The 23,738-nt window shown below is 71.6% G+C and carries 21 protein-coding genes; 9 read left to right on the top strand and 12 right to left on the bottom strand.

Annotated elements, in window-relative coordinates; all coding sequences use genetic code 11:
* The first annotated feature begins 100 nt into the window (after positions 1-100).
* Positions 101-2,650 (top strand): NACHT domain-containing protein, encoded by a 2,550-nt coding sequence (locus ACWD10_RS16465; RefSeq protein ID WP_451091367.1) that lies wholly within the window; start codon positions 101-103, stop codon positions 2,648-2,650.
* A gap of 25 nt (positions 2,651-2,675) precedes the next feature.
* On the opposite strand, the gene ACWD10_RS16460 is transcribed toward ACWD10_RS16465, so the two are convergent.
* The gene (locus tag ACWD10_RS16460) at positions 2,676-4,739 is read right to left on the bottom strand and encodes an ATP-binding protein (RefSeq protein WP_451091365.1); all 2,064 of its coding nucleotides are present in this window, start codon (positions 4,737-4,739) and stop codon (positions 2,676-2,678) included.
* Between the two features lie 221 nt (positions 4,740-4,960).
* On the opposite strand from ACWD10_RS16460, the gene ACWD10_RS16455 reads away from it, so the two are divergent.
* Positions 4,961-5,326, top strand: a complete 366-nt coding sequence (locus ACWD10_RS16455) for a PH domain-containing protein (RefSeq protein ID WP_451091363.1) — start codon at positions 4,961-4,963, stop codon at positions 5,324-5,326.
* Between the two features lie 12 nt (positions 5,327-5,338).
* Positions 5,339-5,965 carry an RBBP9/YdeN family alpha/beta hydrolase gene (locus tag ACWD10_RS16450; RefSeq protein ID WP_451091361.1) on the top strand — a complete coding sequence of 209 codons (627 nt, stop codon included), beginning with the start codon at positions 5,339-5,341 and terminating at the stop codon, positions 5,963-5,965.
* Here the strand turns inward: ACWD10_RS16450 and ACWD10_RS16445 are convergent.
* Complete coding sequence (locus ACWD10_RS16445; RefSeq protein ID WP_451091359.1) at positions 5,955-6,596, bottom strand: LysE family translocator; 642 nt, start codon at positions 6,594-6,596, stop codon at positions 5,955-5,957. The two genes, ACWD10_RS16450 and ACWD10_RS16445, sit on opposite strands and share 11 nt — an antisense overlap.
* A 111-nt stretch (positions 6,597-6,707) precedes the next feature.
* Between ACWD10_RS16445 and ACWD10_RS16440 the strand changes: the two genes are divergently transcribed.
* Positions 6,708-7,160 (top strand): Lrp/AsnC family transcriptional regulator, encoded by a 453-nt coding sequence (locus tag ACWD10_RS16440; RefSeq protein ID WP_451091357.1) that lies wholly within the window; start codon positions 6,708-6,710, stop codon positions 7,158-7,160.
* 50 nt (positions 7,161-7,210) lie between these two features.
* The gene (locus tag ACWD10_RS16435; RefSeq protein WP_451091355.1) at positions 7,211-7,720 is read left to right on the top strand and encodes a DinB family protein; all 510 of its coding nucleotides are present in this window, start codon (positions 7,211-7,213) and stop codon (positions 7,718-7,720) included.
* Between the two features lie 7 nt (positions 7,721-7,727).
* Here the strand turns inward: ACWD10_RS16435 and ACWD10_RS16430 are convergent, their stop codons facing one another.
* The 8 genes from ACWD10_RS16430 to ACWD10_RS16395 form a co-directional block, all read right to left on the bottom strand.
* Entirely contained in the window at positions 7,728-8,270 is a 543-nt protein-coding gene (locus tag ACWD10_RS16430) for a cupin domain-containing protein (protein ID WP_451091353.1), read from the bottom strand.
* Between the two features lie 52 nt (positions 8,271-8,322).
* Complete coding sequence (locus tag ACWD10_RS16425; RefSeq protein WP_451091351.1) at positions 8,323-9,630, bottom strand: cytochrome P450; 1,308 nt, start codon at positions 9,628-9,630, stop codon at positions 8,323-8,325.
* Positions 9,627-10,781, bottom strand: a complete 1,155-nt coding sequence (locus ACWD10_RS16420) for a type III polyketide synthase (RefSeq protein WP_451091349.1) — start codon at positions 10,779-10,781, stop codon at positions 9,627-9,629. The genes ACWD10_RS16425 and ACWD10_RS16420 overlap by 4 nt, the downstream gene beginning before the upstream one ends.
* A 153-nt stretch (positions 10,782-10,934) precedes the next feature.
* A complete protein-coding gene (locus tag ACWD10_RS16415) occupies positions 10,935-11,507 on the bottom strand; it encodes a dihydrofolate reductase family protein (RefSeq protein WP_451091347.1) in 573 nt (190 codons plus the stop codon).
* A 26-nt stretch (positions 11,508-11,533) separates the two neighbouring features.
* Complete coding sequence (locus ACWD10_RS16410; protein WP_451091345.1) at positions 11,534-13,075, bottom strand: YfcC family protein; 1,542 nt, start codon at positions 13,073-13,075, stop codon at positions 11,534-11,536.
* A complete protein-coding gene (locus tag ACWD10_RS16405) occupies positions 13,072-14,466 on the bottom strand; it encodes a M20/M25/M40 family metallo-hydrolase (protein WP_451091343.1) in 1,395 nt (464 codons plus the stop codon). Before ACWD10_RS16405 ends, ACWD10_RS16410 begins: the two co-directional genes overlap by 4 nt.
* Positions 14,467-14,601: 135 nt before the next feature.
* Positions 14,602-15,492 carry an MBL fold metallo-hydrolase gene (locus ACWD10_RS16400; protein ID WP_451091341.1) on the bottom strand — a complete coding sequence of 297 codons (891 nt, stop codon included), beginning with the start codon at positions 15,490-15,492 and terminating at the stop codon, positions 14,602-14,604.
* A 217-nt stretch (positions 15,493-15,709) separates the two neighbouring features.
* Positions 15,710-17,584, bottom strand: coding sequence for an alpha-L-fucosidase (locus ACWD10_RS16395; protein ID WP_451091339.1), 1,875 nt, complete (start codon positions 17,582-17,584; stop codon positions 15,710-15,712).
* A 193-nt stretch (positions 17,585-17,777) separates the two neighbouring features.
* On the opposite strand from ACWD10_RS16395, the gene ACWD10_RS16390 reads away from it, so the two are divergent.
* Together ACWD10_RS16390 and ACWD10_RS16385 are read left to right on the top strand one after the other, a co-directional pair.
* Positions 17,778-18,197, top strand: coding sequence for a GNAT family N-acetyltransferase (locus tag ACWD10_RS16390; protein ID WP_451091337.1), 420 nt, complete (start codon positions 17,778-17,780; stop codon positions 18,195-18,197).
* A gap of 172 nt (positions 18,198-18,369) precedes the next feature.
* On the top strand, positions 18,370-19,650 hold the full coding sequence (locus ACWD10_RS16385) for a YncE family protein (protein ID WP_451091335.1): 1,281 nt from the start codon (positions 18,370-18,372) through the stop codon (positions 19,648-19,650).
* A gap of 283 nt (positions 19,651-19,933) precedes the next feature.
* Here the strand turns inward: ACWD10_RS16385 and ACWD10_RS16380 are convergent, their stop codons facing one another.
* Both ACWD10_RS16380 and ACWD10_RS16375 read right to left on the bottom strand, forming a co-directional pair.
* Positions 19,934-20,779 (bottom strand): SMP-30/gluconolactonase/LRE family protein, encoded by an 846-nt coding sequence (locus ACWD10_RS16380; protein ID WP_451091333.1) that lies wholly within the window; start codon positions 20,777-20,779, stop codon positions 19,934-19,936.
* Positions 20,776-21,552, bottom strand: coding sequence for an IclR family transcriptional regulator (locus tag ACWD10_RS16375; RefSeq protein WP_451091331.1), 777 nt, complete (start codon positions 21,550-21,552; stop codon positions 20,776-20,778). Before ACWD10_RS16375 ends, ACWD10_RS16380 begins: the two co-directional genes overlap by 4 nt.
* 269 nt (positions 21,553-21,821) lie before the next feature.
* Between ACWD10_RS16375 and ACWD10_RS16370 the strand changes: the two genes are divergently transcribed.
* The gene (locus ACWD10_RS16370; RefSeq protein ID WP_451091329.1) at positions 21,822-22,190 is read left to right on the top strand and encodes a DUF488 domain-containing protein; all 369 of its coding nucleotides are present in this window, start codon (positions 21,822-21,824) and stop codon (positions 22,188-22,190) included.
* Positions 22,191-22,310: 120 nt separating this feature from the next.
* A complete protein-coding gene (locus ACWD10_RS16365) occupies positions 22,311-23,726 on the top strand; it encodes a hypothetical protein (protein ID WP_451091327.1) in 1,416 nt (471 codons plus the stop codon).
* The last annotated feature ends 12 nt before the right edge of the window (positions 23,727-23,738 follow it).

The following is a 23,738-nucleotide window of genomic DNA, read 5'->3' as shown; positions in this document are numbered from 1 at the left end:
GCGGGCGCGCCTCCCGGAACTACATCGCCCCCTTTGTTCGTCTGACTCCCAACAGGCCGCTGCCGGAGCGCAGTTACGAAGGTCAGCCGAGGGAGCAGCGATGGATGCCGCGCTCGTCGTCAGCCGTCTCGCCCAGACCGCCGTCGCCGCGCTGATCAAGCGGCTCTTCGTACGCGACGGTCCCGGTGCCGGGCTGGTCGAGCGGCCCGCCGTGCCGGTACGGCGCCTCGTCGGCCTCCGCGGCGAGCAGCGCGGCCTCGGCGCGGACGAACTGCGCGGGCTCGCGGCGGAGCTGGTGCGGCGGGCCGTCGAGGGCGACGGCGAACGCCCGGTGCCCGCCGATGAGGACCTGGCCGTCACCGAGGCCCTCGCCCGCACTCTGGGCGCCCTCGGCGAGCTGGAGATGGACGACGTACAGGCCGTCGGGCTGCGCCCGGAGGGCTTCGCGCGGGAGCTGCGGGCCCGGGCACCGGGCGCCGACCGGGAGCTGTCCGCCGACGGGGCGCTGCTGTACGCCCTGCTCGTGGACGTCGCGGCCGTACACATCCTGGAGTTCTTCTCGCGCCGCTCGACGTTCGCCGCGGGTGCTCTGGTCGCGCACGGCCGGTCCCTGTCGGAACTTGAGGAAAAGTACCGGCAGTTGGCGGCCCGGATCCCCGCGCCGGACGCCGTGGACGCCGCGTTCGAGAAGCGGTACGCGCGGGACATCGCCCTGCTCCACAACCACCTGACCATCTTCGGCATCGACCTGACCCATTCCCCCGACTCCTGGCCGCTCGACGCCGCGTATCTGGGGTTGCAGTGCGAGCCCGAGGCCGCGGGCGGTACCCAGTCCACCCAGGAGTCAGCCGCGCCGATCCCCGCCGAGCAGGCCCTTCAGGGCAAGTCCCGGGTGCTCGTGCGCGGCGTCGCGGGCTCGGGCAAGACCACGCTGGTGCAGTGGCTCGCCGTGTGCACCGCCAAGGGCGCGCTCCCGGACCGCCTTGCCGCGCTGCGCCACCGGGTGCCGTTCGTCCTGCCGATGCGCCGCTTCGCCCGGGACGGCTTCCCGTCGCCCGGCGACTTCCTGACCGCCGTCGGCTACCCGGGGGCGGACGCGCAGCCCGCGGGCTGGGCCGACCGCGTCCTGACGCAGGGCCGCGCGCTGCTCCTGGTCGACGGCGTCGACGAGGCCCCGGAGGACGAGCGCGAGCGGCTGCGGCGCCGCCTGCGCGCCTGGACGGAGCTGTACCCCGGCAACGTATGGCTGGTCACCAGCAGACCTTCGGCGGTACGCGACGACTGGCTGGCGGCCGAGGGCTTCAGCGAGCTGGTGCTCGCGCCGATGAGCCGCGACGAGGTGACGTCGTTCGTGCAGCGCTGGCACGAAGCGGCCCGCCGGGTGCCCTCGGCCGACACCGACCGCCTCGACCGGTACGAGCAGAGTCTGCTCGGCGCCATCCGGATCACCCGCGACCTCGGCAGGCTCGCCACCAACCCGTTGATGTGCGGCCTGCTCTGCGCCCTGCACCGGGACCGCCGCGGCTATCTGCCCAGCGGCCGCAAGGAGTTGTACGACGCCGCCCTGTCGATGCTGCTCGAACGCCGGGACCGGGAGCGGGAGATGGTGGTGCCCGCCGACGGCATCGACCTCCCGCGCCAGCCCAAGGTGCAGCTGTTGCAGAAGCTCGCCCACTGGATGCTGATCAACAACCGGTCCGAGATGGACCGCGAGCTGGCCGTCGACATACTGGCCCAGCACCTCCCGGCCGTGCCGGAGGCGGCCCGGCAGGGCGACGCCGAGCAGATCTACCGCCACCTGCTCAACCGCACCGGGCTCCTGCGCGAACCCACGCCCGGCAGCGTCGACTTCATCCACCGCACGTTCCAGGACTATCTGGCGGCCGACGCGATCGTGCAGCGGCACGACTTCGGCCTCCTGCTCAACCACGCCCATCTCACCGAGTGGGAGGACGTCGTACGGATGACCATGGCGCTCGCGCGCCCGGGCGAGTGCGCGGAGCTGCTCACCCAGATGGTCGGCCACCAGGGCGACGTCACCGCCGCGGCGAAGGCCCGGCACCTCAAGCTGCTCGCCGCGGCCTGCCTGGCGCACGTCACGGAGATCGAACCGGCGGTACGTGCCCGGGTGCAGGACGTCACGCAGCACATCGTCCACCCCAAGACCCCCGCGGGCGCCCGCTCCCTCGGCTGGATCGGACCGATCGTCCTGGAGATGCTGCCCCACCCGGCGACCGTCGACGACCACGACGCCCATCTCCTCGCCATCACGGCGACCTCCGTGGACGACGACATGGCCATCGACTTCCTGACCGGCCTGCGCGACCGGCGCCGCCTGGACATCCGGGTCCAACTCGCGGGCGCCTGGCGGCGGTACGACACCGAGCGGTACGCGACGGAGATCATCGCCCACCTCGACGAGACCAACCTGTACTTCCCGGTCTCCGACCTGGGCGAGGCCCGGGCCCTGGCCCGACTCGGCGGCCGCGCGTGGCTACAGATCGCGGGACCGGTCCCGCCCCGGCGACTGGCGGAGATCCTCCCTGCGGTGCGGGTCACGCGGCTGCAACTGACGTACGACATCGGGGTGTCGGACGAGGAGTGGCGCACGCTCTTCCCCGGCCTGGAACAACTCATCCGTCGCCGCTGAGGCCGACGGCTGCGGGCGCGGGGCTTTACTGGAGGTTGCGCCCGCTGACCTCGCTTTCGTCGCGCTGAAGGCGCCCGTCCTCGAACGCCGGACGGGCCGATGGGCCGCCCCCGGCCTCGATCCTCCGTACCAATGCCTCCAGGCACGCCACCCGCGAGGTCGCACCCAGCCCCTCGAGCACGGCCAGCGCCTTGTGGGCCCACCGCCAGGCCCGTCCCGTCCGTCCGAGCCGGTACTCGGCGAGCGCCCTGGCGTACTGCGCGATCGCCCGGGCCCAGGCGTCCTGCCGCAGCTCCGGATCCGCGAGCGCCCGGCGCGCGCTGCGCAGCGCCGCCCGGGGCGCGTGCCGGGACTGCGCCACCGCGAGGGCGGCCCAACTCACCGCCACCGACGGCCCGTAGTCCGCGTACGGCGGCGTGATCCGGGCGGCCTCCTCCAGATAGCCGACGGCACGCTCGGCGTCCCCGGCGAGGTGGGCCCGCACTCCCTGCGCGTGCAGGGTGCGCCCCACCATGGCGTCGTCCCCGTCGAGCACCGCCACCCGCCAGGCCCGGCCGAGGAGATCACCGGCCCGCGGGTCCCGCGCGTGCACGGCCAGCCAGCCCGCGAGCCACAGGCCGCGGGTGCGCAGCCGACCGTCCACCGGGCCGTGGTGGATCAGCCGCTGGAGCAGGTCGAGCCCCTCGGCCTCGCGCTCGCCGACCACCCACCAGAACCACAGGTCGACGGCGGTGCGCAGCGCCTCCTCCGCCTCCTCGCCCTCCTCCGGGGCGGTGCGCAGGGCGTACCGCACGTTCTCCGCCTCCTCGCGCAGCAACCGCAGCGCCTGCCCGTGCCGACCGCCGTGCCACAGTGCGTGCGCGATCCCGGCGACGCGACCGTAGTGGTGGCGGTACAGCCCGGCGACGACCACGCTCTCGTCGGCCACGCGCAGCCGCTCGGCGCCGAACTCCCGTGCCGCGCCCGGCAGTCGGTACCGTCCGGGCCGTACGCCGCCCGGGTCGCGTACCGTCTCGAGGACCGAGGCCATGGTGAGCCGGGCGAGCGCGGCGGGTACCTCGTCCGCCCCTACCCCGCTGCCCGCGCACACGGCGACCGCCGCCCGCTCGTCGAACTCCCCCGCGAACACGCTCAGTCGGGCCCAGACGATCCGCTCGCGCCGCTCGCACAGCGTGAACCCGCTGCTCACCGCGGTACGCACCGAGCGGTGCCGCCGGAGCCCCTGCTCCGGCCCGACCAGCCAGGATTGGGAGAGGGTGAGCAGCCGCGCCATATTTTCCACGGGGATCCGCGCCGAGTGCGCGGCAGCCAACTCCAGGGCGAGCGGGACGCCTTCGAGGATCCGGCACACCTCTTCCACGGCGGCGAGGTGGTTGTCCTCCCCCTCGCGCTCGTGTGCGCTCGGCGCCGACGGCTCCGGCCGGGCCGCGCGGGCCCGGGCGAGGAACAGCCGCATCCCGGGACCGGGCCGCACATCGCGCTGCCGGTTCCCGTCCGCCTCACTCGCCTCATGCACCTCGCGCGCTCTGCTCCTGCTCGCCTCGTACGCCGCATAAGACTCGTACGACGTGACCGTGACCGGCAGTGGACCGAGCCGCAGCACCCGCTCGTCGCCGAGCCCGAGCGGCTGACGCGCCGTGACCAACACCCGCACCCCCGGAGCACGCTCAAGGAGCGACGGCAGTACGCGGATGCCCGCGGCGCGCGCGGGGTCGAGGTCGTCCAGGAACAGCAGCATCCGCCGGTCCGCCAGCCAGGCCACCAGGCGCTCCGCGTCCTTGGGGTCGGACAGGTCCACCGGCCCCGGCGCCGCCCGCGCTGCCCGGCCCCGGGCACCCCGCAGCCGTACCGCCTCGGCCCGCGAGCCGTGCGCGCCGTCGTCCGCCCAGCACCGCAGAAGCAGCACGCCGTCCGGGAAGGTCCCGGCGGACTCGGTGGCCGCGGCTTCGGCGAGGCGGCTCTTGCCCACACCTGCCGTGCCCGTCACGGTGACCAGGCGGTGCCGCCCGAGCAGCGCCACGAGGTCCGCCAACTCCCCCTCTCTTCCGAACAGTTCTTCCGTCGTCGCGCCGCGAAGCCGCCCCCACACCCGTCGACCTCTCCGTCCTTCCGGAACTCAGGCAAGATCGGAATATACCGCTCCGTTTTCGCCGTCATCCTGCCCAAAGAAACGATGCTGCAAGAGCGTTTCCCCGAATCCGCCCACGGACCGAACCGTCCCGCGATCCGCACACCCGCCCGGGATACAGTGACGTAACTCCGGCCCGGAGCACAGACCGTACGGACGACCACATACATGGGGGCCTGCACATGGCGCTGTTCGGAAACGCGCACACCGTCGATCCCGCCAAGGCGCACCAGGAATACGCGCAGCTGATGGGGCACGGCGAGCAGGTCTACGGGGCCTATGTGCTCATCCGCGACACGATCCTGCTCACCGACCGTCGCCTGATCTTCATCGACAAGCAGGGGATAACCGGCAAGAAGGTGGAGTACCTCTCCATCCCGTACCGGAGCGTCAGCCGCTTCGCGGTGGAGACCGCGGGCCACTTCGATCTGGACGCGGAGCTCAAGATCTGGGTGTCCGGGGAGCACGCGCCGATCACGAAGACGTTCACGAAGGGTGTGAACATCTACGAGGTCCAGGCGATCCTCACGCAGTTCGTGGCGCGCTAGGGGCCGCCTCGTATGACGTCTGCGTCCTCCCCGCACCCGGTGTCCCGTCACTACCTGCTGCTGCACGGCTGGCAGAACCGGCGCCCGGAAGGCCACTGGCAGCACTGGCTCGCCGGTGAACTGGCCGCCCGCGGCGCGGCCGTGAGCTATCCGCAGTTGCCGGATCCCGATCACCCCGACCTGGAGACGTGGCTCGACCGGCTCCGCGCGCATCTGGACGCGCTGCCGGACGGGGCGGGGCACGAGCGCGTGGTTGTCTGTCACAGCCTGTCGGTGCCTCTGTGGCTGCATGCGGTGGTACGCGGCGGGGCCCGGGCCGACCGGGTCCTCCTGCTCGCCCCGCCCGCCGAGGAAGTACTCGCCGGGCACCCGGAGGTCGCCGGGTTCACCGGGTCCGGTGCGACGGCCGCGCAGGTGGCGGCCGCCGCGGGGGCGACGCGGCTCGTGGCGGCGGACGACGATCCGTACTGCCCGGGCGGCGCGGAGCAGGTCTACGGGAAGCCGCTCGGCCTGGACACCGATGTCGTCCCCGGCGGCGCCCACTTGGACCTGGAGGCGGGGTACGGGTCCTGGCCGTCGGTCCTCGCGTGGTGCCTGGATCCGTCGGTGCGGGTGACGGGGCGGTTTTTCAGCCCCTGAGGTTCTCCACCAGGAGCAGCACGCCGATCACGAGCATGGCCACACCCGAGAGGCGGGTGACCACGCGGGCGGCGGTCGGCCGGGCGCCGAGGACGGTGCGGGCGAGCAGGCCGACGGACAGGTAGATCGCGGCGCAGCTGAGCGTGTGCACCAGGCCGAGGGTGCCGATCTGCGCGGCGGTCGGCCAGCTCCCGTCCGGGTCCGTGAACTGCGGGAGCAGAGCCAGGAAGAGCAGCAGGGCCTTGGGGTTGAGGCCACTGACGCCCGCGCCCTTGGCGAGCCGTGCGCCCCAGCCCGGGTCGTCCCCGCCGGGCGTCGCGGTGACGGAGTCCGCCGCGGCGGCGGGGGCGGGCGCCGGACGGGCCAGGGTCGTCGCGCCGAGTACCACCAGGTAGAGCGCCCCGCACACGGTGAGCCCGGTCAGGAGCACCGGGTGCTTGCCGACCACGGCGGCCACGCCTGCCGCGACGATGGCGGTGAGGCCGACGTACCCGAGGAGCAGCCCGCCGACGGCCGGTACGACGGACCGGTCCCGGATTCCGGCGGATATCGCGAAGGCCCAGTCCGCCCCGGGAACCAGGATGAGCAGGACGGATACCGCCCAGAAGGCGGTGATGTAACTGGCGGCCACGGAACGCTTCTCCCTCTGTTCTTGCTTCTCTGAAGGAGATTAGTTCCGAGTCGCCCGAAGGTGTTTTCAAAGATGGTCGCCATGCTCCGGCGTGGTGGAAGAATCTTCTTCATGGACGATACCGACCGGAAGATCCTTTCCGAGCTGCAGAACGACGGCCGTCTGACCGTCACCGAACTGGCCGCCCGCGTGCGGCTCAGCCTCTCCCCCTGCCACCGTCGGCTGCGCGAGCTGGAGCGCAGCGGCGCCATCCGGGGCTACCGCGCGATCCTGGACGCGGGCCTCGTCGGCCTCACCTTCGAGGCGCTGGTCTTCGTCACCATGCGTCAGGAGGATCGCGACACGGTGGCCGACTTCGAGCGGAGCCTCGCCGACATTCCGCAGGTGGTACAGGCGGAGCGGCTCTTCGGCGACCCCGACTATCTGGTACGCCTCGTCGCCGAGGACCTCCCGGCCTTCCAGCGGCTCTACGACGAGCAGCTGGCGACACTGCCGGGGGTGCAGCGCCTCAGCTCCACCCTGGTGATGAAGCACGTGGTGCAGGAGCGCTCGCTGCCGCTGTGACGGCGGGAATTCGGCTGCGGCCGGGCGGGTACGTCCGGCACGATGCCCCGATGGATGATCAGCAGCGCACCAAGCCGCCCCGTACCGCCGACGACCGCGCCTCGCTCCTCGCGTTTCTGGAGTACCAGCGCGAGACCCTGGAGATGAAGTGCGCGGGCCTGTCCGCCGAACAGCTGCGGAAGCGGGCCGTGCCGCCGTCCGACCTGTCTCTGCTCGGCCTGGTCCGGCATATGGCATCCGTGGAGCGGAGCTGGTTCCAGTGGGTGTGGTGCGGCGCGGATATCGAGCGGCTCTGGCCGCAGGCGGCGGACGGCAGCTACGGCGAGTGGGAGGTGACCGATGCCTCCGATCCGGACGAAGCGTTCGGGCTCTGGGAAGCGGCATGCGGGCGCTCCCGGGGGATCGTGGCCGAGGCCGCGTCCCTCGACGACACCGTGGAGTTCCGCGGCGAGGTCTTCTCGCTGCGGTACATCGTCACGCACATGATCGAGGAGTACGCCCGTCACAACGGCCACGCCGACCTGCTGCGCGAAGCGATCGACGGCCGTACGGGAGAGTGACCGGGGCTCACGGGCCGTGCCGCAGCGGCGTCAGCTGTTCGATGTCGTAGCGGGAGCGCAGGTCCGCGATGGCGGTCTGGAGCTCCGCCACGGGGGCCGGGGTGCCGAGGATCGCGAGGAGTTCCTCGAAGTAGCGTTCATGGTCCGGTGGTGGGGAGGCCAGGAAGAACATGCGGGCCGGGGCCGAGGTCGGGTTGGCGAAGGCGTGGGGGCAGCCGGGGGGTACCGCGATCACCGTGCCGGGGCCTGCGCGGGTGACGCCGCGGCCCGAAGAGGAGCGCCACCGCTGCCAGTTGCCGGGGGTGCGCACCCGGGGCTCGAAGGCGAGGACGTCCAGCTCGCCCTCCAGGACGTAGAAGAGCTCCTCGCTGCGCGCGTGCACATGCGCGCCCACGTCGAAGCCCGGCGACACGGTCACCTCGAAGCTGGACGCCATCCGGGAGTGCTCCCCGGTGACCTTGAACGTCACTTCCTGGGCCGGGGTGCGCACCGTACGGCCGTGGCCGGGCGGCACGAGCAGGCCCTCCGGGGGCGGGGTCAGGGCGGTCACCGGGAGCGCCACCTCCCTTGCGTACGGCCGGAGTTCACCAGGTCAGCGTGGTTCACCATGTGACCGGCAGGGCCTCGGGGCCCCGGATCAGGGCGCCGCGGCGGTACGGGACCTGCTCGGCCGGTACCGCGAGGCGCAGCCCCGGCACCCGGTCGAGCAGTGTGCCGAGGAGCAGTTCGGTCTGCATCCGGGCGAGCATGGCGCCGATACAGAAGTGCGGCCCGTGCCCGAAGGAGACGTGTGCGGTGGCCGGGCGGGCGAAGTCGATCGTGTCCGGCTCGGGGAAGACGTCCGGGTCGCGGTTGGCGGCCAGATAGGAGACGTAGACCGGCTCGCCCGCGCGGATGGTGGCGCCGCACAGCTCGACGTCCTCCATCGCGATCCGGGACAGACCGACGGCGCTGCGGTGCGGGACGAAACGCAGCAACTCCTCCATCGCGCGCGGCAGCAGCGCACGGTCGTCGCGGAGCCGCTGCCACAGGTCGAGCCGGGTGAGCAGGGTGTACATCATGTTGCCGGTGTTGTGCGTGACGGCCTCGCCGCCGATCTGGATGAGCACGGCGAAGCCGACCGCCTCGTCCTCGGTGAGCTCGCCGCGCTCCACGGCCCGGCCGAGCAGCGCGGTCACGTCCTCGCCGCCGCTGGCCGCCCGGGCCCGGATGAGCTGGTGCAGACAGGCCGCCATCGCCGTCTTGGCCTGCTCGCTGCGCTCGGCGCCCTGGTTCGAGGAGAGGATGAGCTGGGTCCAGTCGTGCATGTCCTTGCGCCGGAAGTCCGGGATGCCCATGACCTCGCTGATCACGGCGATGGGGAACGGCGAGAGCAGCTGCGCGGTCAGGTCGGCGGGCGGCCCGGAGGTGAGCAGCGCGTCGCACAGCTCGTCGAGGGTGGACTGCGCGTGGGAGCGCAGCCGGGCGGCACCCTGCGCGGTGAACGCGGAGTTCACGGAGCGGCGCAGCCGGGTGTGCTCGGGTGGGTCGACGAAGCCGACGGCGCCCGGCATCGGGATGAAGTGCGGGGCCAGGCGGGTCACTTGACGTTCGACGACGGCCGCCCGGCTGAACCGGGAGTCGTTGGTGACCAGCTTGACGTCGTCGTACCGGGTGACCAGCCAGGCCCAGCCCTCGCCGTGCGGCAGCCGGATGCGGGTGAGCGGTTGCTCGGCCATCAGCTGCCGCAGGATCGGGTCGAAGTCGACGCCGTGCAGGTCGAGCGCGGGCCAGTCACGGATGGGCGGGGGCCAGTCGGTGCCCGTGGGGCCGGAGCCGTTCCCGGACCCGCTCACCGGGCAGCCCTGGGCGGCTGCCTCCGTTGCGGCTGATGCGGCCGAAGCCTCCGATGCCGGTGTACGCGCGGTCATGCGAAAGCCTCCACTGAGTCCGAGTCGCCTGATTCGTCCGAGCCCTTGCCCGTTGTGTCCGTCTCCCCCGAGGTGCGCGCCGCACGGTCCGCGGCGGCAGCGTCGTCGTATGTCCAGTGCCCGAGCGTCATCTCGGCCGTGATCCCCGGCCCGAACCCGGCGAGCATGCCGCGGGCCGCGGCCCTCACGGAGCCCTCGTCGAACAGGCGGCGCAGCGCGTCCAGGACGACGGCGCTCGCGATATTGCCGTACTCGGTGAGCGTGGACCGGCTGAACCGGAAGGCCTCCGGGGGCACTCGGAGGAATTTGCTCAGATCGTCGAGGATCCGCGGACCGCCCGCGTGGATGATGTAGAAGTCCAGCCGGGAGGCGTCCCAGCCGTGCGCGCCCGCGAGGTCCTTGAGCGCCGGGGCGAGCGGCTCCATCGTCTTGGGCACCCGCTTGTCGAGCAGGAAGTGGAAGCCGGTGGCGCGGACGTCGTACGAGATCCAGTCCACGGTGGCGGGGATCAGGTACGAGCCGTTGCGCTCCAGGGCGACGCCGTTGCCGCCGCGTCCGCGCACCACGGCCGCGGCGATGCCGTCACCGAAGAGGCCGTTCGAGAGGAGCGAGCCGATGCCCAGGTCGGTGGGCTGGTAGCAGAGCGAGCAGAACTCGCAGGCCACGATGAGGGCGTTGGCGTCCGGGTAGGCGGTGCAGAAGTCGTGCGCCCGGTTGATCGCGGCACCGCCCGCGGCACAACCGAGCTGGGCTATGGGTATCTGTCTGGTGTGATCCGCGAAGCCCATGGTGTTGATCATCCAGGCGGTCAGCGACGGCATCATGAAGCCGGTGCACGAGACGTAGAGGATCACGTCAATGTCGGCGGGCTCGAGCTCGGCGTGGGCCAGGGCGCAGCGCACCACCGCGGGCACGCGGGCCTTGGCCTCGGCCTCGTACAGGTGGTTGCGGTCCTCGAATCCGGGGTGGCGGAGGGTCTCCTCGATGGGCTGCACAATGTGCCGCTTCCGCACCCCGGTGTTGGCTATGAGGCGCAGCGCCAGAGGGAGTTGCGGATGGCCGGCGTGCCGTTCGCGGGCCAGTTCCAGTGTCTCCTCCTGGGTGATCACGTTCTCGGGCACGTGCACGGCGGGCTTGCACAGGGTGGCCATGAGGCGACGCCCTCTCTCGAGCGGGGAATGCCTGTTGTCGCCAGCCTGTGCAAGGCGGCGCCGTATAGCCCCTCGGACTACTCCAGTGGGAGCAGTTTTCGGGCCTTTCCGGCAGGACCGGCCTGGGCTTGACAACGTGGCGGAGGTGCTCGCTCACGCCCTGTTGTTCTTCCTGCCGTACCGCAGCAGCACCGTCCCGGAGGACGTGAACACCCGGTGCTCGAGGAGACGCAGCCCGACCGGCCGGGCACCCTGGAAGTACGGTTTTCCGGCGCCGAGGGCGACCGGCGCGACGTAGACGCAGAATTCGTCGATCAGGTCGAGCAGCGAGGCCGCCAGGGACGGGCCGCCGACGGAGAGGTCACCGGTCGACTCCTTCTTGAGACGGCGCACCACGTGCGGCGCTTCGGTGCTGCGGACCAGCGTGACGCCGTCGGGGACGGTGGTGAGGGTGTCGGAAAAGACATAGCGGGGGGTGTCGACGTACACGCGGGCGAACTCGGCCTCCACGTCGGGCAGTTCGTCCGGTTCCGCGGCGGCCGTGGTCCAGGGCTCCTCCATCACTTCGTAGAGGCGCCGTCCGAACAGGAAGGCGGAGGCGTTCCTGGCCTGCTCGTTCGCCGCGCGGTGCACCTCCTCGTCCGGGGCGGAGAACGCGATGCTTCCGTTCGCGTCCTCGATGTATCCGTCGAGGGACATCGTCATCCAGTAACTGACCTTGGCCATGGTCGATCCTTCCGTCCGTCGTCACCTCAGGTGACCGTCGCGCCGAGCGCCAGGAAGCCGCAGATCAGCACCGCGAGGATGACGAGCAGCGGCCACACGAAGCGCAGGTACTTGTCGTAGCCGACCTTCGCGAGCGCCACGCCGCCGATGGTGACGGCGGTGGTCGGCACCCACAGGTTCATCCAGCCGCTGGCCGACTGCCAGGCCGTGACGACCACGGCGCGCGGGACTCCGGCGAAGTCGGCGAGCGGTGCGAGGATCGGCATGGCGAGCGTGGCGTGGCCCGAGGTGGAGGGGATGAGGAAGGCCAGCGGCAGGTTGACCACGTAGACGATGACCGCGAAGAGGGCCGATGAGGTGCCCTGTACGGCGCCTTCGATGGAGTGCAGGACCGTGTCCGTGATCTTCGAGTTGTTCATGATCACGGTGACGCCGCGGGCCAGCATGATCACCAGGGCGGGCGCGACGAAGTCGCCCGCGCCCCGCACGATCGTGGAGCTGAGCTTCTGCTCCCCCATCCGTGCCACCAGGCCCACGAGCACCGCCGCACAGAGGAACAGGGACGCCAACTGCGGGAAGGACCAGCCGAGTTCGAAGCTGTACGGGGTCGCGTCCGCGTTGCCCGTCAGGGCGCTCGACCAGGGCACCACCGAGAAGATCATGAAGGCGAAGACCAGGCCGAGCAGTACGAGGACGGTCTTGTGCAGACGGGTCAGCTCCGGCTCCTCGGCCTCCGCGCGCGAGCTGTGGCTCTGCTCGCGGTCGCCGGGCAGGAAGCCGCACAGCGACCGGTCCGGGTCGCGCCGCACCCGCCGGGCGTAGCGCACGACGTACGCGACGGTGACGCCGGTGAGGACGAACCACATCGCGAAGCGCAGTGCGATGCCGTCGCCGAGCGAGATCTGCGCCACCGACGAGGCGACCCCGGTCGCGAACGGGTTGACCGTGGAGCAGAGCACCCCGATCCCGGCGCCGAGGATGGACGCGCCGACGGCCACCAGCCGGTCGTAGCCGAGGGCGAGCATCATCGGCACGAGCAGCCCGTAGAAACCGAGGGTCTCCTCGGCGAAGCCCTCGACGGTGCCGAGCACCGAGAAGACCACCATGACGCCCACGATGAGCAGTGCGCCGCGCTCCCGGAGCCGGTGCGCGAGCACGGCGATGCCACGGTCCAGGGCGCCGGTGGCGAAGACGACGGTGATGAACGCGCCGATGGCGAGGACGAACAGGAACACGCCCGCGGCGCCGTACAGTTCGCCGGTCATATCGGGCCCGACCAGGCCGGACTCCGCGTCCTCCACCCCGTACAGGCCGTTGACCGGCGACAGGAACAGGTCGTTCAGGCGGTCGAGGAAGGTCTGGCCGGAGGGGACGCGGTGGTACGTGCCCTGGATCGGCGCACCCTCGGCGTCGCGCTCGTACCGGCCGGAGGGGATGAGGAAGGCGAGCGCCCAGACCGCGAGGGTGACGACCACGAGGACCGTCAGGGCGCTGGGGAAGGTGAACTTCGGTCTGTGCGGGGCCTCTTCGGGCTCGGTGGCGGTGCCGGGGGCGGGCGGTTCGGTCATGCGCCGTTCCCGTTTCCGTTCCCGTTTCCGTTCCCGGTTCCGCGCCGGAAGTCGTCGGCGTAGGAGCGTACGAAGGCGGAGAGGGCCAGGACCGTGTTGCGCAGCTCGGACAGGAGCACCCGCTCGTTGGGGGCGTGCAGATTGCACATGCTGTCCTGGGCGCCGAAGAGCAGCACCTCGGCGCCTGGCGCGGCCCGGGCGAGCCCGTTGACCAGCGGGATGGACCCACCGCTCGCGACGTACGAGGCGTCCTTGCCCCAGGCCTCGCGGAGCGCGGTGACGGCGGCGCGGTAGGCGGGCCCGCCGGTGGCGGCCTCGTAGCCGGGGCCGGTGTCGCCCGGTGTGACGGTCAGCGGGATGCCGAAGGGGCGCAGCCCCCGCAGGTGGTCGACGAGCCGGGCCTGGGCCTCCTGCGGGTCCTGCCGCGGGTGGAAGCGGAGGTTGAGTTTGGCGCGGGCGTACGGCACCACGGCCGAGGCGGCGTGGTCGACGCTCGGTGCGTCGAGGCCGATGACGGTGATCGCGGGCCCGCTCCAGAGCCGCTCCCCCAGCTCGCCCGAGCCCAGGAGCGGCAGGCCGTCCTGGATCCCGGCGAGGGCGCGGAACTCGTCGTCGGTGTATGTGGTGCCGTTCCACGGCCCGCGGTCCAGGCCCGCCACGGCGACGTCACCGTTCTCGTCGTGCAGCGTGGCCAGGGCCCTGAGCAGGACGAGCAGGGCGTCGGGAGCGGCGCCGCCGAAGCCGCCGCTGTGCCGGGGCTCGGCGAGGGTGCGGACCTCGACGAGGACCTCGCTCGCGCCGCGCAGGCCGGTGGTGAGGGTGGGACTGCCGGGCCGGATGTTGCCCAGGTCGGCGACGAGCAGGGCGTCGCAGGCGAACCGCTCGGGGTCGGTCGGCGGATAGGCGTCGAAGGCGCTGCCGTACTCCTCCTGGCCTTCGATGACGAGCTTCACGCCGACCGGGGGCCGCCCCTCGTACGCCCGCAGCATGCCGAGGTGGGCGATGACATTGGACTTGTCGTCGGCGATGCCGCGGGCCCGGAGGCCGGGCTCGCCGTCCTCCTCGATGGGGGTGGGCTCGAAGGGCGGCGACAGCCACAGCTTCTCGTCGCCCGGCGGCTGCACGTCGTAGTGGGCGTAGAGCAGCACGGTGGGCGCGGACGGGTCCGGGGGCGGGATCTCCCCGTAGATCACCGGGGCGGTGTCCGGCAGGTCGAGACGTTCGATGTGCGGTACGCCGACGCCGCGGAGCAGGCCGGTCAGGAGGTCGTAGGCCCGTTCGACGGGTTCGGCCGGGTAGCCCGGGAAGGCGATGGACGGGATGGCGGCGAGCCGTTCCAGATCCGTGCGGAGCCCGCCCATGAGGTGGTCGACCCTGGCTGCAAGCTCCACGCGCGCTCCCGCTGGTCAGAGGCCCGCTCGCTCCGGCCGACCCCGATGCGCCCAGAATTCCGGACCCTCCGGACGGGCGCACTCCGGGACCCGCACGGGGGTCGGCCGGATGGGGCACCTGCCGCTGTTCGTGGATTACCAGCGCAAGCGGGTGAAGTCGACCGGTTGCGGCCGAAGTCGTCCGGTGCGCTCGGCGAGCGCGCGCATGCGCCGCGCCATCTCGTCCACGGGCAGCCGGCGCCGGTCCCCGTGCCCGGGCAGCAGCCAGCCGAACCGGAGCCGGTCGACGGTGCGGGCAAGGGACTTGGCAAGGACCTCGATCGAGTACCAGGTGACGCTCTCGGCCACCTCGATGTCCCGCGTCGTGCGCGACCAGTAGAAGCTGTCGCCGCTGAAGCAGTACGTCTCGTCGGCGACGTACAGGACGCTGCCCTCGGTGTGTCCGGGCAGCGGATGGGCGATGACGCCCTCGGCGACCTCGACCGGCTCGGTGCCGCGCAGCACCCGGTCCGCGTCGGGCGCCGCGTCCAGGTCACCCTCGTGGATCCACAGCCGGGCGCCGAACCGGTCGGCGTAGCGGCGGCCGTGGGCCGCGTGGTCCCGGTGCGTGAGCAGGACGTCGGTGACCGGACCGCGCGCCTCGAAACGGGCGGCGAGCTGCTCGCTCCAGCGCGGGGTGTCCACCATGACCTGGGTGCCGCCCGAAGTGCGCCGTAAGAGGTAGGAGTTGGCGCCCGCGGTCTTCGCGCCGTTGTGACCGCAGAGCGCGACCCGGTCGTCCAGATCGACCGGGAAGGGGTCGAGCTCGGCGGCGAGCCGTCCCGACGGGGGCCGGATGGAGCGGGTGTGGCAGGCGAACGCGGCGGCGTACAGGCTCCGTTCCTCGGCGGCGTCGCGCGGCTGCCGCACCATCCGCGAGCGGCCGTCCACTTCGGTGATCAGGTCGGGGGCGAGTTGGCGGGCCACGTCGCAGTTGGTGCAGCGGTCGTCGACGTACCAAGAGTGGGGTTCGGAGGAACGGTTCATGAGGGTTTCCGCTTTCTGTCCGGCTGCGTGGGATTCCGTACGTAAAGAGGTATCCCGCGGCCGGTCGAAAGCGGAAGGGGGTCCGGATCTTGTTTGTTCCGTCGGGAGTGACTCTCGGACACCGCCACACGCCACCCGTTTTATCATGATTTGCCGGTACCGCTCCGCGAACGGTCGCGGAGCGGTACCGGCGCGGGGGGCGCGGTGGGGGTGCGGTTCAGTCGGCGTACAGCTGTGTCGACGGGATGACCTGCTGTTCCTGGCCCGGGCTCGACCAGAGGAGCTTCATGTGCGCCTCCCCGGTCTGCTCGGCGTACTCGATCCTGATGGCGTGCCGGGTTCCGGCGGTCAGCCGCACCTCGGCCTTGTCGATCCGCGGCCCGTGCGGGGTCCAGGCGTCGAGCACCAGCTCGCCGTCGATCCACACCCGCGCCTTGTCGTCGGAGACGGTGGTGAGGGTGTACGTCTCGGAGCGGCGCGGCTCGACCGTGCCGGTCCAGCGGATGCCGAAGCCGTCCGCGGGGATGTCCGGGCCGGGTGAACCGGTGAACTTCCAGGAGTGGTTGACGGTGGGGTCGGTGCGGGTGACCTTCGGGGTGCCGGTGAGCTCCGGGTTGTCGTAGATCTCCTGCTTGAGGCCGGTCCCGCTGCCGGGCTCGGCCGTCGGACCGTCGTCGACCGTCAGCTCGATGACGGTGGCCTTGTCGTTGGTGGCCGCACCGGACGGCGTGAGGTCGTAGCCGTCACCGGCCTTCCGTACGTCCACGGACTGGTCGGAGCCGAGCACCCGGGCCCCGGTCACCGCGAAGTCCGTACGCGCCGTGAGGTGCAGTGCCGAGCCGGATGCGGGCCAGTCGGTGACGGCCGCGTACAGCTTGTCGCCCTTGCGGCTGACCGTGCCCCAGTCCGGTTCCGCGACCGGACCGGCGTGCCGGGCGCCGTACACCGCCTCGCCCTGGCCCGCCGTGCGCAGCCAGTCGCCCATCTCGCGCAGCCGCTCCACGGAGGGCTCGGGGATGCGGCCGCGGGCGTCGGGGCCGATGTTCAGGAGGTAGTTGCCGCTGCGCGAGGAGGTCGACAGGAGGTGGCGCACCAGGGTGGTGGCGGACTTCCAGTCGTGGTCGTAACGGGCGTACCCCCAGTGCCCGTTGAGGGTCATACAGGACTCCCAGAGCTGGCCGTCCACGGGCGCGTCCGGGATCTCCTGCTCGGGCGTGCCGTAGTCGCCGTCGACGACGCGCCGCTTGCCGACCCGGTTGTTGATGATCAACTCGGGGTCGAGGCCGCGCAGATACGCCTCGAGACGCTCGCCGTCGCGGGCGGTCCAGGGGTTGTGCGGATTCTCGGTGTCCCATTCGCCGTCGAACCAGAGCAGGTCCGGGTCATACCCCTTGACCAGCTCCTTGAGCTGCGCGTACATCCGTTTCTCGTACGCGGGGAAGGTCTCCGGGTCCGCGAAGTCCGGGTCGTGCCAGTCCCAGATCGAGTAGTAGAAGCCCAGCTTGATACCGGCCGCGTCGGCGGCGGTCCTGAGCTCGGCGAGGATGTCGCGCTTCTGGTCGAACGCCGAATGGTCACGGAGATTCCAGGAGTTGACCTTGGTCGGCCACATCGCATAGCCCTCGTGGTGCTTGGACGTGATGACGATGTAGCGCATCCCGGCGTCCTTGGCCGTTCTGACGACGGCCTCGGCGTCGAAGTCGGCGGGGTTGAAGGTCGCGGCCTGCTTCTCGTACTCCGCCTTCGGGATGGCGCACTCCCGTTGGATCCACTCGGCGTTGCGGCAGACGGTGCCGTCGGGCCGGGTGTACTCGCCCTCCAGGTTCGAGTAGGCGCCGAAGTGGATGAACATGCCGAACCGGTCCTGCCGGAACCAGCTGGTGCGCTCCGCGCTGAACGGGTCGTCGGTGGCGTAGTCCGTGCCGGGGCCCTCGGCGGGGCGCGCGGGGGTGGCGGGGGTGTTCGGGGCGATGGGGACGGCTCCGGCGGTGGTGGGCAGGCTGGTGGCGGCGAGAGCCCCGGCGAGGAGTAAGACGCCTCCGATGAGGCGGCGCCTGAGTCTGCTCCGGGTGCGGACGCGGGGGGTGCGCATGGGGCGGCTCCTGGGGTCTGCGGTCTGGAGTCTGGGTCGTCGGAAGTTCGGGACCGCATGTGACGGAGTACCGCCGGATACATCGGATGTCAACGGGCCCAACTCGCCCCACTCCCCCGACAGTTACGCTGTTCTTGAGGGAACCTCCGATGTCTGTGCAGGTGCGCCGGTCGTACGGAGAGAATGCGGCCCCATGAACGATCATGCGCCCGCCCGTACATCACCCACCTCGCTCGCCTCGTCCGCCTCGTCCGCCTCGTCCGCCGACAAGCCCACGCTCTCCGGAGAGCTCGTGACCCTGCGACCGGTGACCGAGGACGACGTCCCGGCGCTCCTGCCGATGTTCCGGGACCCCGAGTCCGCGCGCCTGACCGGCAGCCACGAGACCTTCGACGAGCCGCGGCTGCGTGCGTGGTACGGCACGCGCGGGGAGCGGGACGACCGCCTCGACCTCGCCGTGGTCGAGCGGGCGACCGGGCTGGTGGTCGGCGAGGCCGTGCTCAATGAGTGGGACCCGGGCAATGAGAGAGAGGGCGCGCGGTTCGACGCCACGCTGATGTCGATTCTGGCTCCGGAGTGGTTCCGCCACCGGAGGCGGCCGGAGCTGGGGTAACCCGCGGTCAACCGGTCGCCGCAGACCTCTTGCCGCGATCATCCACCGCTCATTACCTTCGAGTAGCCGCAGTGGACCTGACACTTGCTCATCTTTCTGACCGGATGAGACCTGGCCGGTCCGCCGCGCGCCCACGATGACGGCGACGGGACTCCGAGGGGTCGGTATCAGCATGGCCGCAGTTACTTCTGGAACGTTCTCCGCTCTGCGGGCGCTCGGAGCGGGTGCCGTCGCACTGGCCGCGCTCGCCGCGAGCGCCGCTCCCGCGGGAGGCGTCGACCGTGAACAGCCCGACCGTGAACAGCCGCTGCGCGAGGTGCTGTTCGTCGGCAACAACTGGGACGGCACCGCCGATGTCATCGAGCCCGGCGGCGACCTGGCCCGTGTCGGCCGGATCAATGTGATCCCGGACAAGGAGGAGCGGCTGCGGGAGATCTACACGAACCCGGTGAAGCTCGCGGTCTTCCTCGCCGTCCGGTACGGCCCGGGCGAGGGGAACGACCAGTTCGTGGACGACATGTACGCGACCCCGGACGGCTCGTCGATGGTGGTCTCGCGGCCGAGCTTCGCGGACGTGGTGTCGATCAGCCTCACCACCGGCGAGATCAACTGGCGCTTCCCGGTGTCCGGTTACCGCGCCGACCACATGGCCGTCTCACCGGACGGCCGCCAGGTCGCGGTCTCCGCGTCGCTCTCCAACACCGTCCACGTCCTCGACATCGAGACGGGTGACGAGGCCGGTTCCTTCAAGACCGGCGACAAGCCGCACGAGAACGTCTACACCGACGGCGGCAAGCTGCTCTGGAACATGTCGATCGGCGAGGTCCACACCCCGCTCGACGAACCGTGGATGGACGGGACGAAGGGCGACCGCCGGATCACCATCGTCGACGCCAAGACCTTCGAGCCGGTCAGGGTGGTCGATATGCGCGAGCGCCTGGACGCGTTCGGGCGCGAGGACCTCTCCGACGCGATACGGCCGGTGGCGTTCGACCCGGACGAGTCGAAGCTGTACTTCCAGGTGTCGTTCTTCAACGGCTTTGTCGAGTACGACGTCGCTTCCGACAAGGTCACCCGCGTGAAGACGCTGCCGAAGAACCCGGAGACCAGCGAGGACCGCACCACCTGGGTCAACGACTCCCGCCACCACGGGCTTTCGATGAGCCCCAAGGGCGACAAGCTGTGCGCGGCCGGGACGATGGACGACTACGTGACAATCGTGAACCGCGCCACGCTGGAGGAGGGCCCGCTGGTCACCGCCGCCAAGCCGTACTGGGCGACGGTCAGCGGCGACGGCCGGTCCTGCATCGTCTCGGAGAGCGGCACCGACCGCGTGACGGCGATCGACTTCGCGACCGGCAAGAAGACGGCGAGCGTGGCGGTGGGTGACCACCCGCAGCGGGTCCGGCTCGCGCGAATTCCGGCCGGGTGGACGGGGGTCGGGGCCGAGTGAGCCCGGGGCGGTTCCCCGCCTCTGTTACGCCCACTTCCCTGCCCCGCAGGCGCCCCTCCCTGCTCCCCGTGAGCGAGTCCGCGCAGCAGATGCGCCCCGGGCGCGACCTGCCTGGCGCCGCGACATCCGAACTACCGTGCAATCGGGGGGAGTTGGGGGGAAGTACCCGGAGCGGCCGCGAACGCCGGCCGCGGCCGCTCCGGGATGGACGAGCCCCCTGACGCTGCCGGGCAGCAGCTCCGGCCGACGGCTTCCGGCTTCCGGCTTCCGGCCAGGCGTTACGTCATCCGGCGAAGGTCACGCCCGCCATGCCCTGTCCCGCCTCCGGCACCACGAAGACCGAGCCCGCCAGCGGGTGCGGCCCGTCGTCCTGGCCGACCCGGGCCGTGGTGACGTACAGATCCCGCAGTGACGGCCCACCGAAGCAGCAGGCCGTGGGCCGGGGCACGGGCAGGTGCAGGGTGCGGTCGAGGCGGCCCTCCGGGGTGTACCGGCGGACCTGTCCCCCGTCCCACAGCGCTACCCACACACAGCCGTCCGCGTCGACGGTGAGCCCGTCCGGGAACCCGGCGCCGTCCTCGATGGTCACCAACGGCCGCCGGTCCACGGGGAGTTGGTCGTCCATCCGACAGACGTCGATGCGCCGGGTCGGCGAGTCGATGTAGTAGAGCAGCGTGCCGTCCGGGCTCCACCCGGTCCCGTTGCTGACCGCCACCTCGGGAAAGACCTCGGTGACCGAGCCGTCCGGGGCGACCCGGGTGAGCGCCCCGCCCCCGGGCGCCTCGTCGTACCGCATGGTGCCCGCCCACAGCGCGCCGTCCGGGGCCACCGCCGCGTCGTTCCCGCGTCGCCCGGCCACCGGATCCCGTACCAGCCAGGAGAACGCGCCCTCGGCGTCGTACAGCCCGATGCCGTCCCGCAGGTTGACCACCAGGCCGCCCGCCGCCCGCGGCTTGGCCGCGCCGACGTGCTGCTCGGTGGCCAGAACCGTGCGCCGCCCGTCGGCCGGGGCGTAGGTGTGCACCCGGGAACCCAGGATGTCCACCCAGATCAGCCGCCCGGCCGCCGGGTCCCAGGTGGGACCCTCGCCGAGCGTGGCCTCCGCCCGCACCGCGACCTCGGGCCTCACCGAATGCCGCCCCGGTGGCCCAGGCGTACGGAGAGATCACCCGCGCCCTTCGCGGCCAGCTCCGCGAGCTCGGCCTCGCGCTCCTCGGTCCAGCGGATCACCGGCACCGAGATGGACAGGGCGGCGACCACCCGGCCCGAGCCGTCCCGGACCGGCGCGGCCACACAGCTCACATCCGGGTTGGATTCGCGGTGCTCGACGGCGATGCCGCGCTCGCGGATCCCGTCGAGGGCGGCGCGCAGCTCGGCCGGGTCCGTGATGCTGTTGTGCGTCATCGCGACCAGCTCGCCCGCCTCCTCGATCCGGGCGTCAAGCTCCTCGGCGGGCAGCGCGGCGAGCAGCATCTTGCCCACGGAGGTGCAGTGCGCGGGCAGCCGCCGCCCGGCCGCGGAGACCATCCGGACCGCGTGGATGGAGTCGACCTTGGCGATATAGATGACGTCGAGGTCCTCGAGTATCGCGACGTGTACCGTCTCGTCACAGGTCTCGGCGACCTCGCGGGCCACCTCGCGGCCCTCGGCGGCGAGGTCGAGCTGTTCCGCGTACCGGCTGCCGAGCTGGTAGGTGCGCACACCGAGGCGGTAGCGCCCTGGCTGCTCGGGCACCGGTACGAGATAGGAGCGGGCCGCGAGCGTCGTGACCAGTTCGTGCACCGTGGTGCGCGGGAGGCCGAGCTTGCGGGTGATATCCGGGGCGGAGAGCGTGCCGTCGCCCTCCAAGAACAGCTCCAGGATGTCCAGCGCCCTGGTCACCGCGGGGACCAGACGTCCCATCTGCCTCACCCACCCTCTCCGTTCGAGACTCCGGCCAATGGCCGGAATGGCGAACATAGGCTACTCACAGCCCTGTTCACAGGGCAATGGTGCCTTCGGCCCCGGCCATAGTGCTGCGGAACAGCCCGCGACGCGACCGTCCGGACAGCCTTCCTTTGGGTGGAGCCTGCCAACGGCTCGCGCCGCGCGCCGGAAGGTGCGTGACTGGAAACGGAAAGGTGCGTGACTGGGAACGGAGAAGACCCGCATCACGGACAGGAGCCGCCCCCATGCCCCGACCCCGCCACGGCCTGCGCGTCCGCCGCGTCTATGAGGCCCCCGAACCCGACGACGGCACCCGCGTCCTGGTCGACCGCCTCTGGCCCCGCGGACTCTCCAAAGCGGACGCGCGGATCGACGTCTGGCCCAAGGAGGTCACCCCGTCGACGGAGCTCCGCCGCTGGTTCCACGGCCCGGACGGCTCGTACGACTCCTTCTGCCGCCGATACGAGGCCGAACTCACCGAACCCGAGGCCGCCGAGGCCCTGACCGCGCTCCGCGCCCTCGCCCGCAAGGGGCCCCTCACCCTCCTGACGGCGGCCAAGGATCCTGACCACAGCCACGCCTCCGTCCTGCTGCGGCACTTGGCGGAGGGCTGACCCCACAAGGACCCCCGGACCAGGGCCGACGCCTCCGGGTGTCTATCCTGGCCCGCCGGACGCGGGCCATCCTGGCCCGCCATCCGGGGGCGGCTTATGTGGGGAAACAGGGGGTTGTCGGTGGACAGGAGGGTGCGCTCGGCCGTGCTCTGGTCGACGGTGACGGGAGCCGGGCTGCTCGTCACGCTCTTCGGGATGGCCGCCGCACCGTCCGCCGCGCCTCCCCGCTGGGACCTGATCGCCGGACTGGCCGTGGCAGGAGCGGGTTTCTCCGGCTGGCGCCGGACGCTGCGCGGCGGCATCCGGTGGTCCGACCGACAAGGTGGCGCGCACGGGTTCGCGTGGCTCGCGTGGGTGCTCCTGGTGTTCTTTTTGACGGTGTCGATCGCCTCCTTCTCTCCACAGGCGTGGCGGATCTCCGAGGCCGGGCACACGATGCGCCAGGTCACGGTGGAAAAGGTGCTGGGCTCGGAGGAGCACAGCAACAAGGGCTCCAAGTCCTACACCAACGACGTCCGCGTCTCTGTCTCCTTTCGTGACGGAAGCCGCCGGGTCGAGGGCCAGGTGACGACCCGACGCTGGGCCGCCGTGCCCGGGGACACCGTGTGGGCGCTCTACGCGCCGAACTCGGCAGAGCTCGGTGTGCTCCTTTCCAACGACCGAAGCAGCCTCGAAACGAAGATCGGTGGCCCGGCCGACCCCTGGGCGGTGCTGAGCCTGGGCGGGCTCCTGGCCGCATGTCTGGCCTTCGCCGTGATGGCCACGCGCTCCGGCAACAACAGCCTGGGCCCGATCCTCCACCCACGGTCACAACAGTCCACCCACGCCCGCACCGTGACCGTCACGGGCGCCGGGGTGGCCCGTGACGAGCGGAACGATCAGGGCAAACGGCAGAAGCAGCCGCAGCCATGCCTGTTCCTCGAGGCCGGGGACGGAGAGAGGACCGGGGACGGCGAGAACGACGACGACCGGCTCGAATTCTTCCTGCACGACGCCATCGATCTGCCCTCTCTCGCGCCGCAGGTGACCGGCCGCCGTGGCCGGATCTTCTGGGTGCACGCCCCCAGGAAGGGCACCCGGCGCGGCCCCGACGGCTTCGGCTCGGTCAAAGCCGTCATGACCTTCGGCGACACGTACTGCCTGGAGGGACGGCTCCAGACCGTCGGCGCCCCCGATGCCCAGGAACGGGAGGGGCGCACCGGACGTCCCGCGGGGCGTCCCGTGACCCCCGCCTCGGTGGTGAACGGGGGCCGTGGGCTACGGGAGTTCCCGGTGTTCCCGGCCTGGGATCTGCTGCGGCGGCGGGGCACGGCGGTGGTGCTGCTCATGGGCCTCTCCGCGCTTGCGGCCGTCGCGTACGGCATGGGTACGGTTTGGACCTGGCTCCTCGCCGGGTTCGCCGCCCTGGCCCCGGGGTTCGCCTGGCTCGGCACCCAGCTCGCGCACATGGAGCGCTGGGAGCTGCTGCTTCCCGACGGAGAGCACGCCGTAGAGCTTCCGCTGCCGGACGACGGACGGCAGACCTCAGGGGCGTAACACGCACGTCGA

It is taken from the genome of Streptomyces sp. NPDC002851, assembly GCF_053591935.1.
Note: the sequence above shows the minus strand (reverse complement) of the source record. Positions and strands in the feature narration are given on the sequence as shown.

Bases quoted from the DNA above. Each gene is read 5' to 3' on its own strand.
- ACWD10_RS16465 (WP_451091367.1), top strand. From the start codon at position 101: ATGGATGCCGCGCTCGTCGTCAGCCGTCTCGCCCAGACCGCCGTCGCC.
- ACWD10_RS16455 (WP_451091363.1), top strand. From the start codon at position 4,961: ATGGCGCTGTTCGGAAACGCGCACACCGTCGATCCCGCCAAGGCGCAC.
- ACWD10_RS16450 (WP_451091361.1), top strand. From the start codon at position 5,339: ATGACGTCTGCGTCCTCCCCGCACCCGGTGTCCCGTCACTACCTGCTG.
- ACWD10_RS16440 (WP_451091357.1), top strand. From the start codon at position 6,708: ATGGACGATACCGACCGGAAGATCCTTTCCGAGCTGCAGAACGACGGC.
- ACWD10_RS16435 (WP_451091355.1), top strand. From the start codon at position 7,211: ATGGATGATCAGCAGCGCACCAAGCCGCCCCGTACCGCCGACGACCGC.
- ACWD10_RS16425 (WP_451091351.1), bottom strand. From the start codon at position 9,630: ATGACCGCGCGTACACCGGCATCGGAGGCTTCGGCCGCATCAGCCGCA.
- ACWD10_RS16420 (WP_451091349.1), bottom strand. From the start codon at position 10,781: ATGGCCACCCTGTGCAAGCCCGCCGTGCACGTGCCCGAGAACGTGATC.
- ACWD10_RS16415 (WP_451091347.1), bottom strand. From the start codon at position 11,507: ATGGCCAAGGTCAGTTACTGGATGACGATGTCCCTCGACGGATACATC.
- ACWD10_RS16410 (WP_451091345.1), bottom strand. From the start codon at position 13,075: ATGACCGAACCGCCCGCCCCCGGCACCGCCACCGAGCCCGAAGAGGCC.
- ACWD10_RS16400 (WP_451091341.1), bottom strand. From the start codon at position 15,492: ATGAACCGTTCCTCCGAACCCCACTCTTGGTACGTCGACGACCGCTGC.
- ACWD10_RS16395 (WP_451091339.1), bottom strand. From the start codon at position 17,584: ATGCGCACCCCCCGCGTCCGCACCCGGAGCAGACTCAGGCGCCGCCTC.
- ACWD10_RS16390 (WP_451091337.1), top strand. From the start codon at position 17,778: ATGAACGATCATGCGCCCGCCCGTACATCACCCACCTCGCTCGCCTCG.
- ACWD10_RS16385 (WP_451091335.1), top strand. From the start codon at position 18,370: ATGGCCGCAGTTACTTCTGGAACGTTCTCCGCTCTGCGGGCGCTCGGA.
- ACWD10_RS16375 (WP_451091331.1), bottom strand. From the start codon at position 21,552: ATGGGACGTCTGGTCCCCGCGGTGACCAGGGCGCTGGACATCCTGGAG.
- ACWD10_RS16370 (WP_451091329.1), top strand. From the start codon at position 21,822: ATGCCCCGACCCCGCCACGGCCTGCGCGTCCGCCGCGTCTATGAGGCC.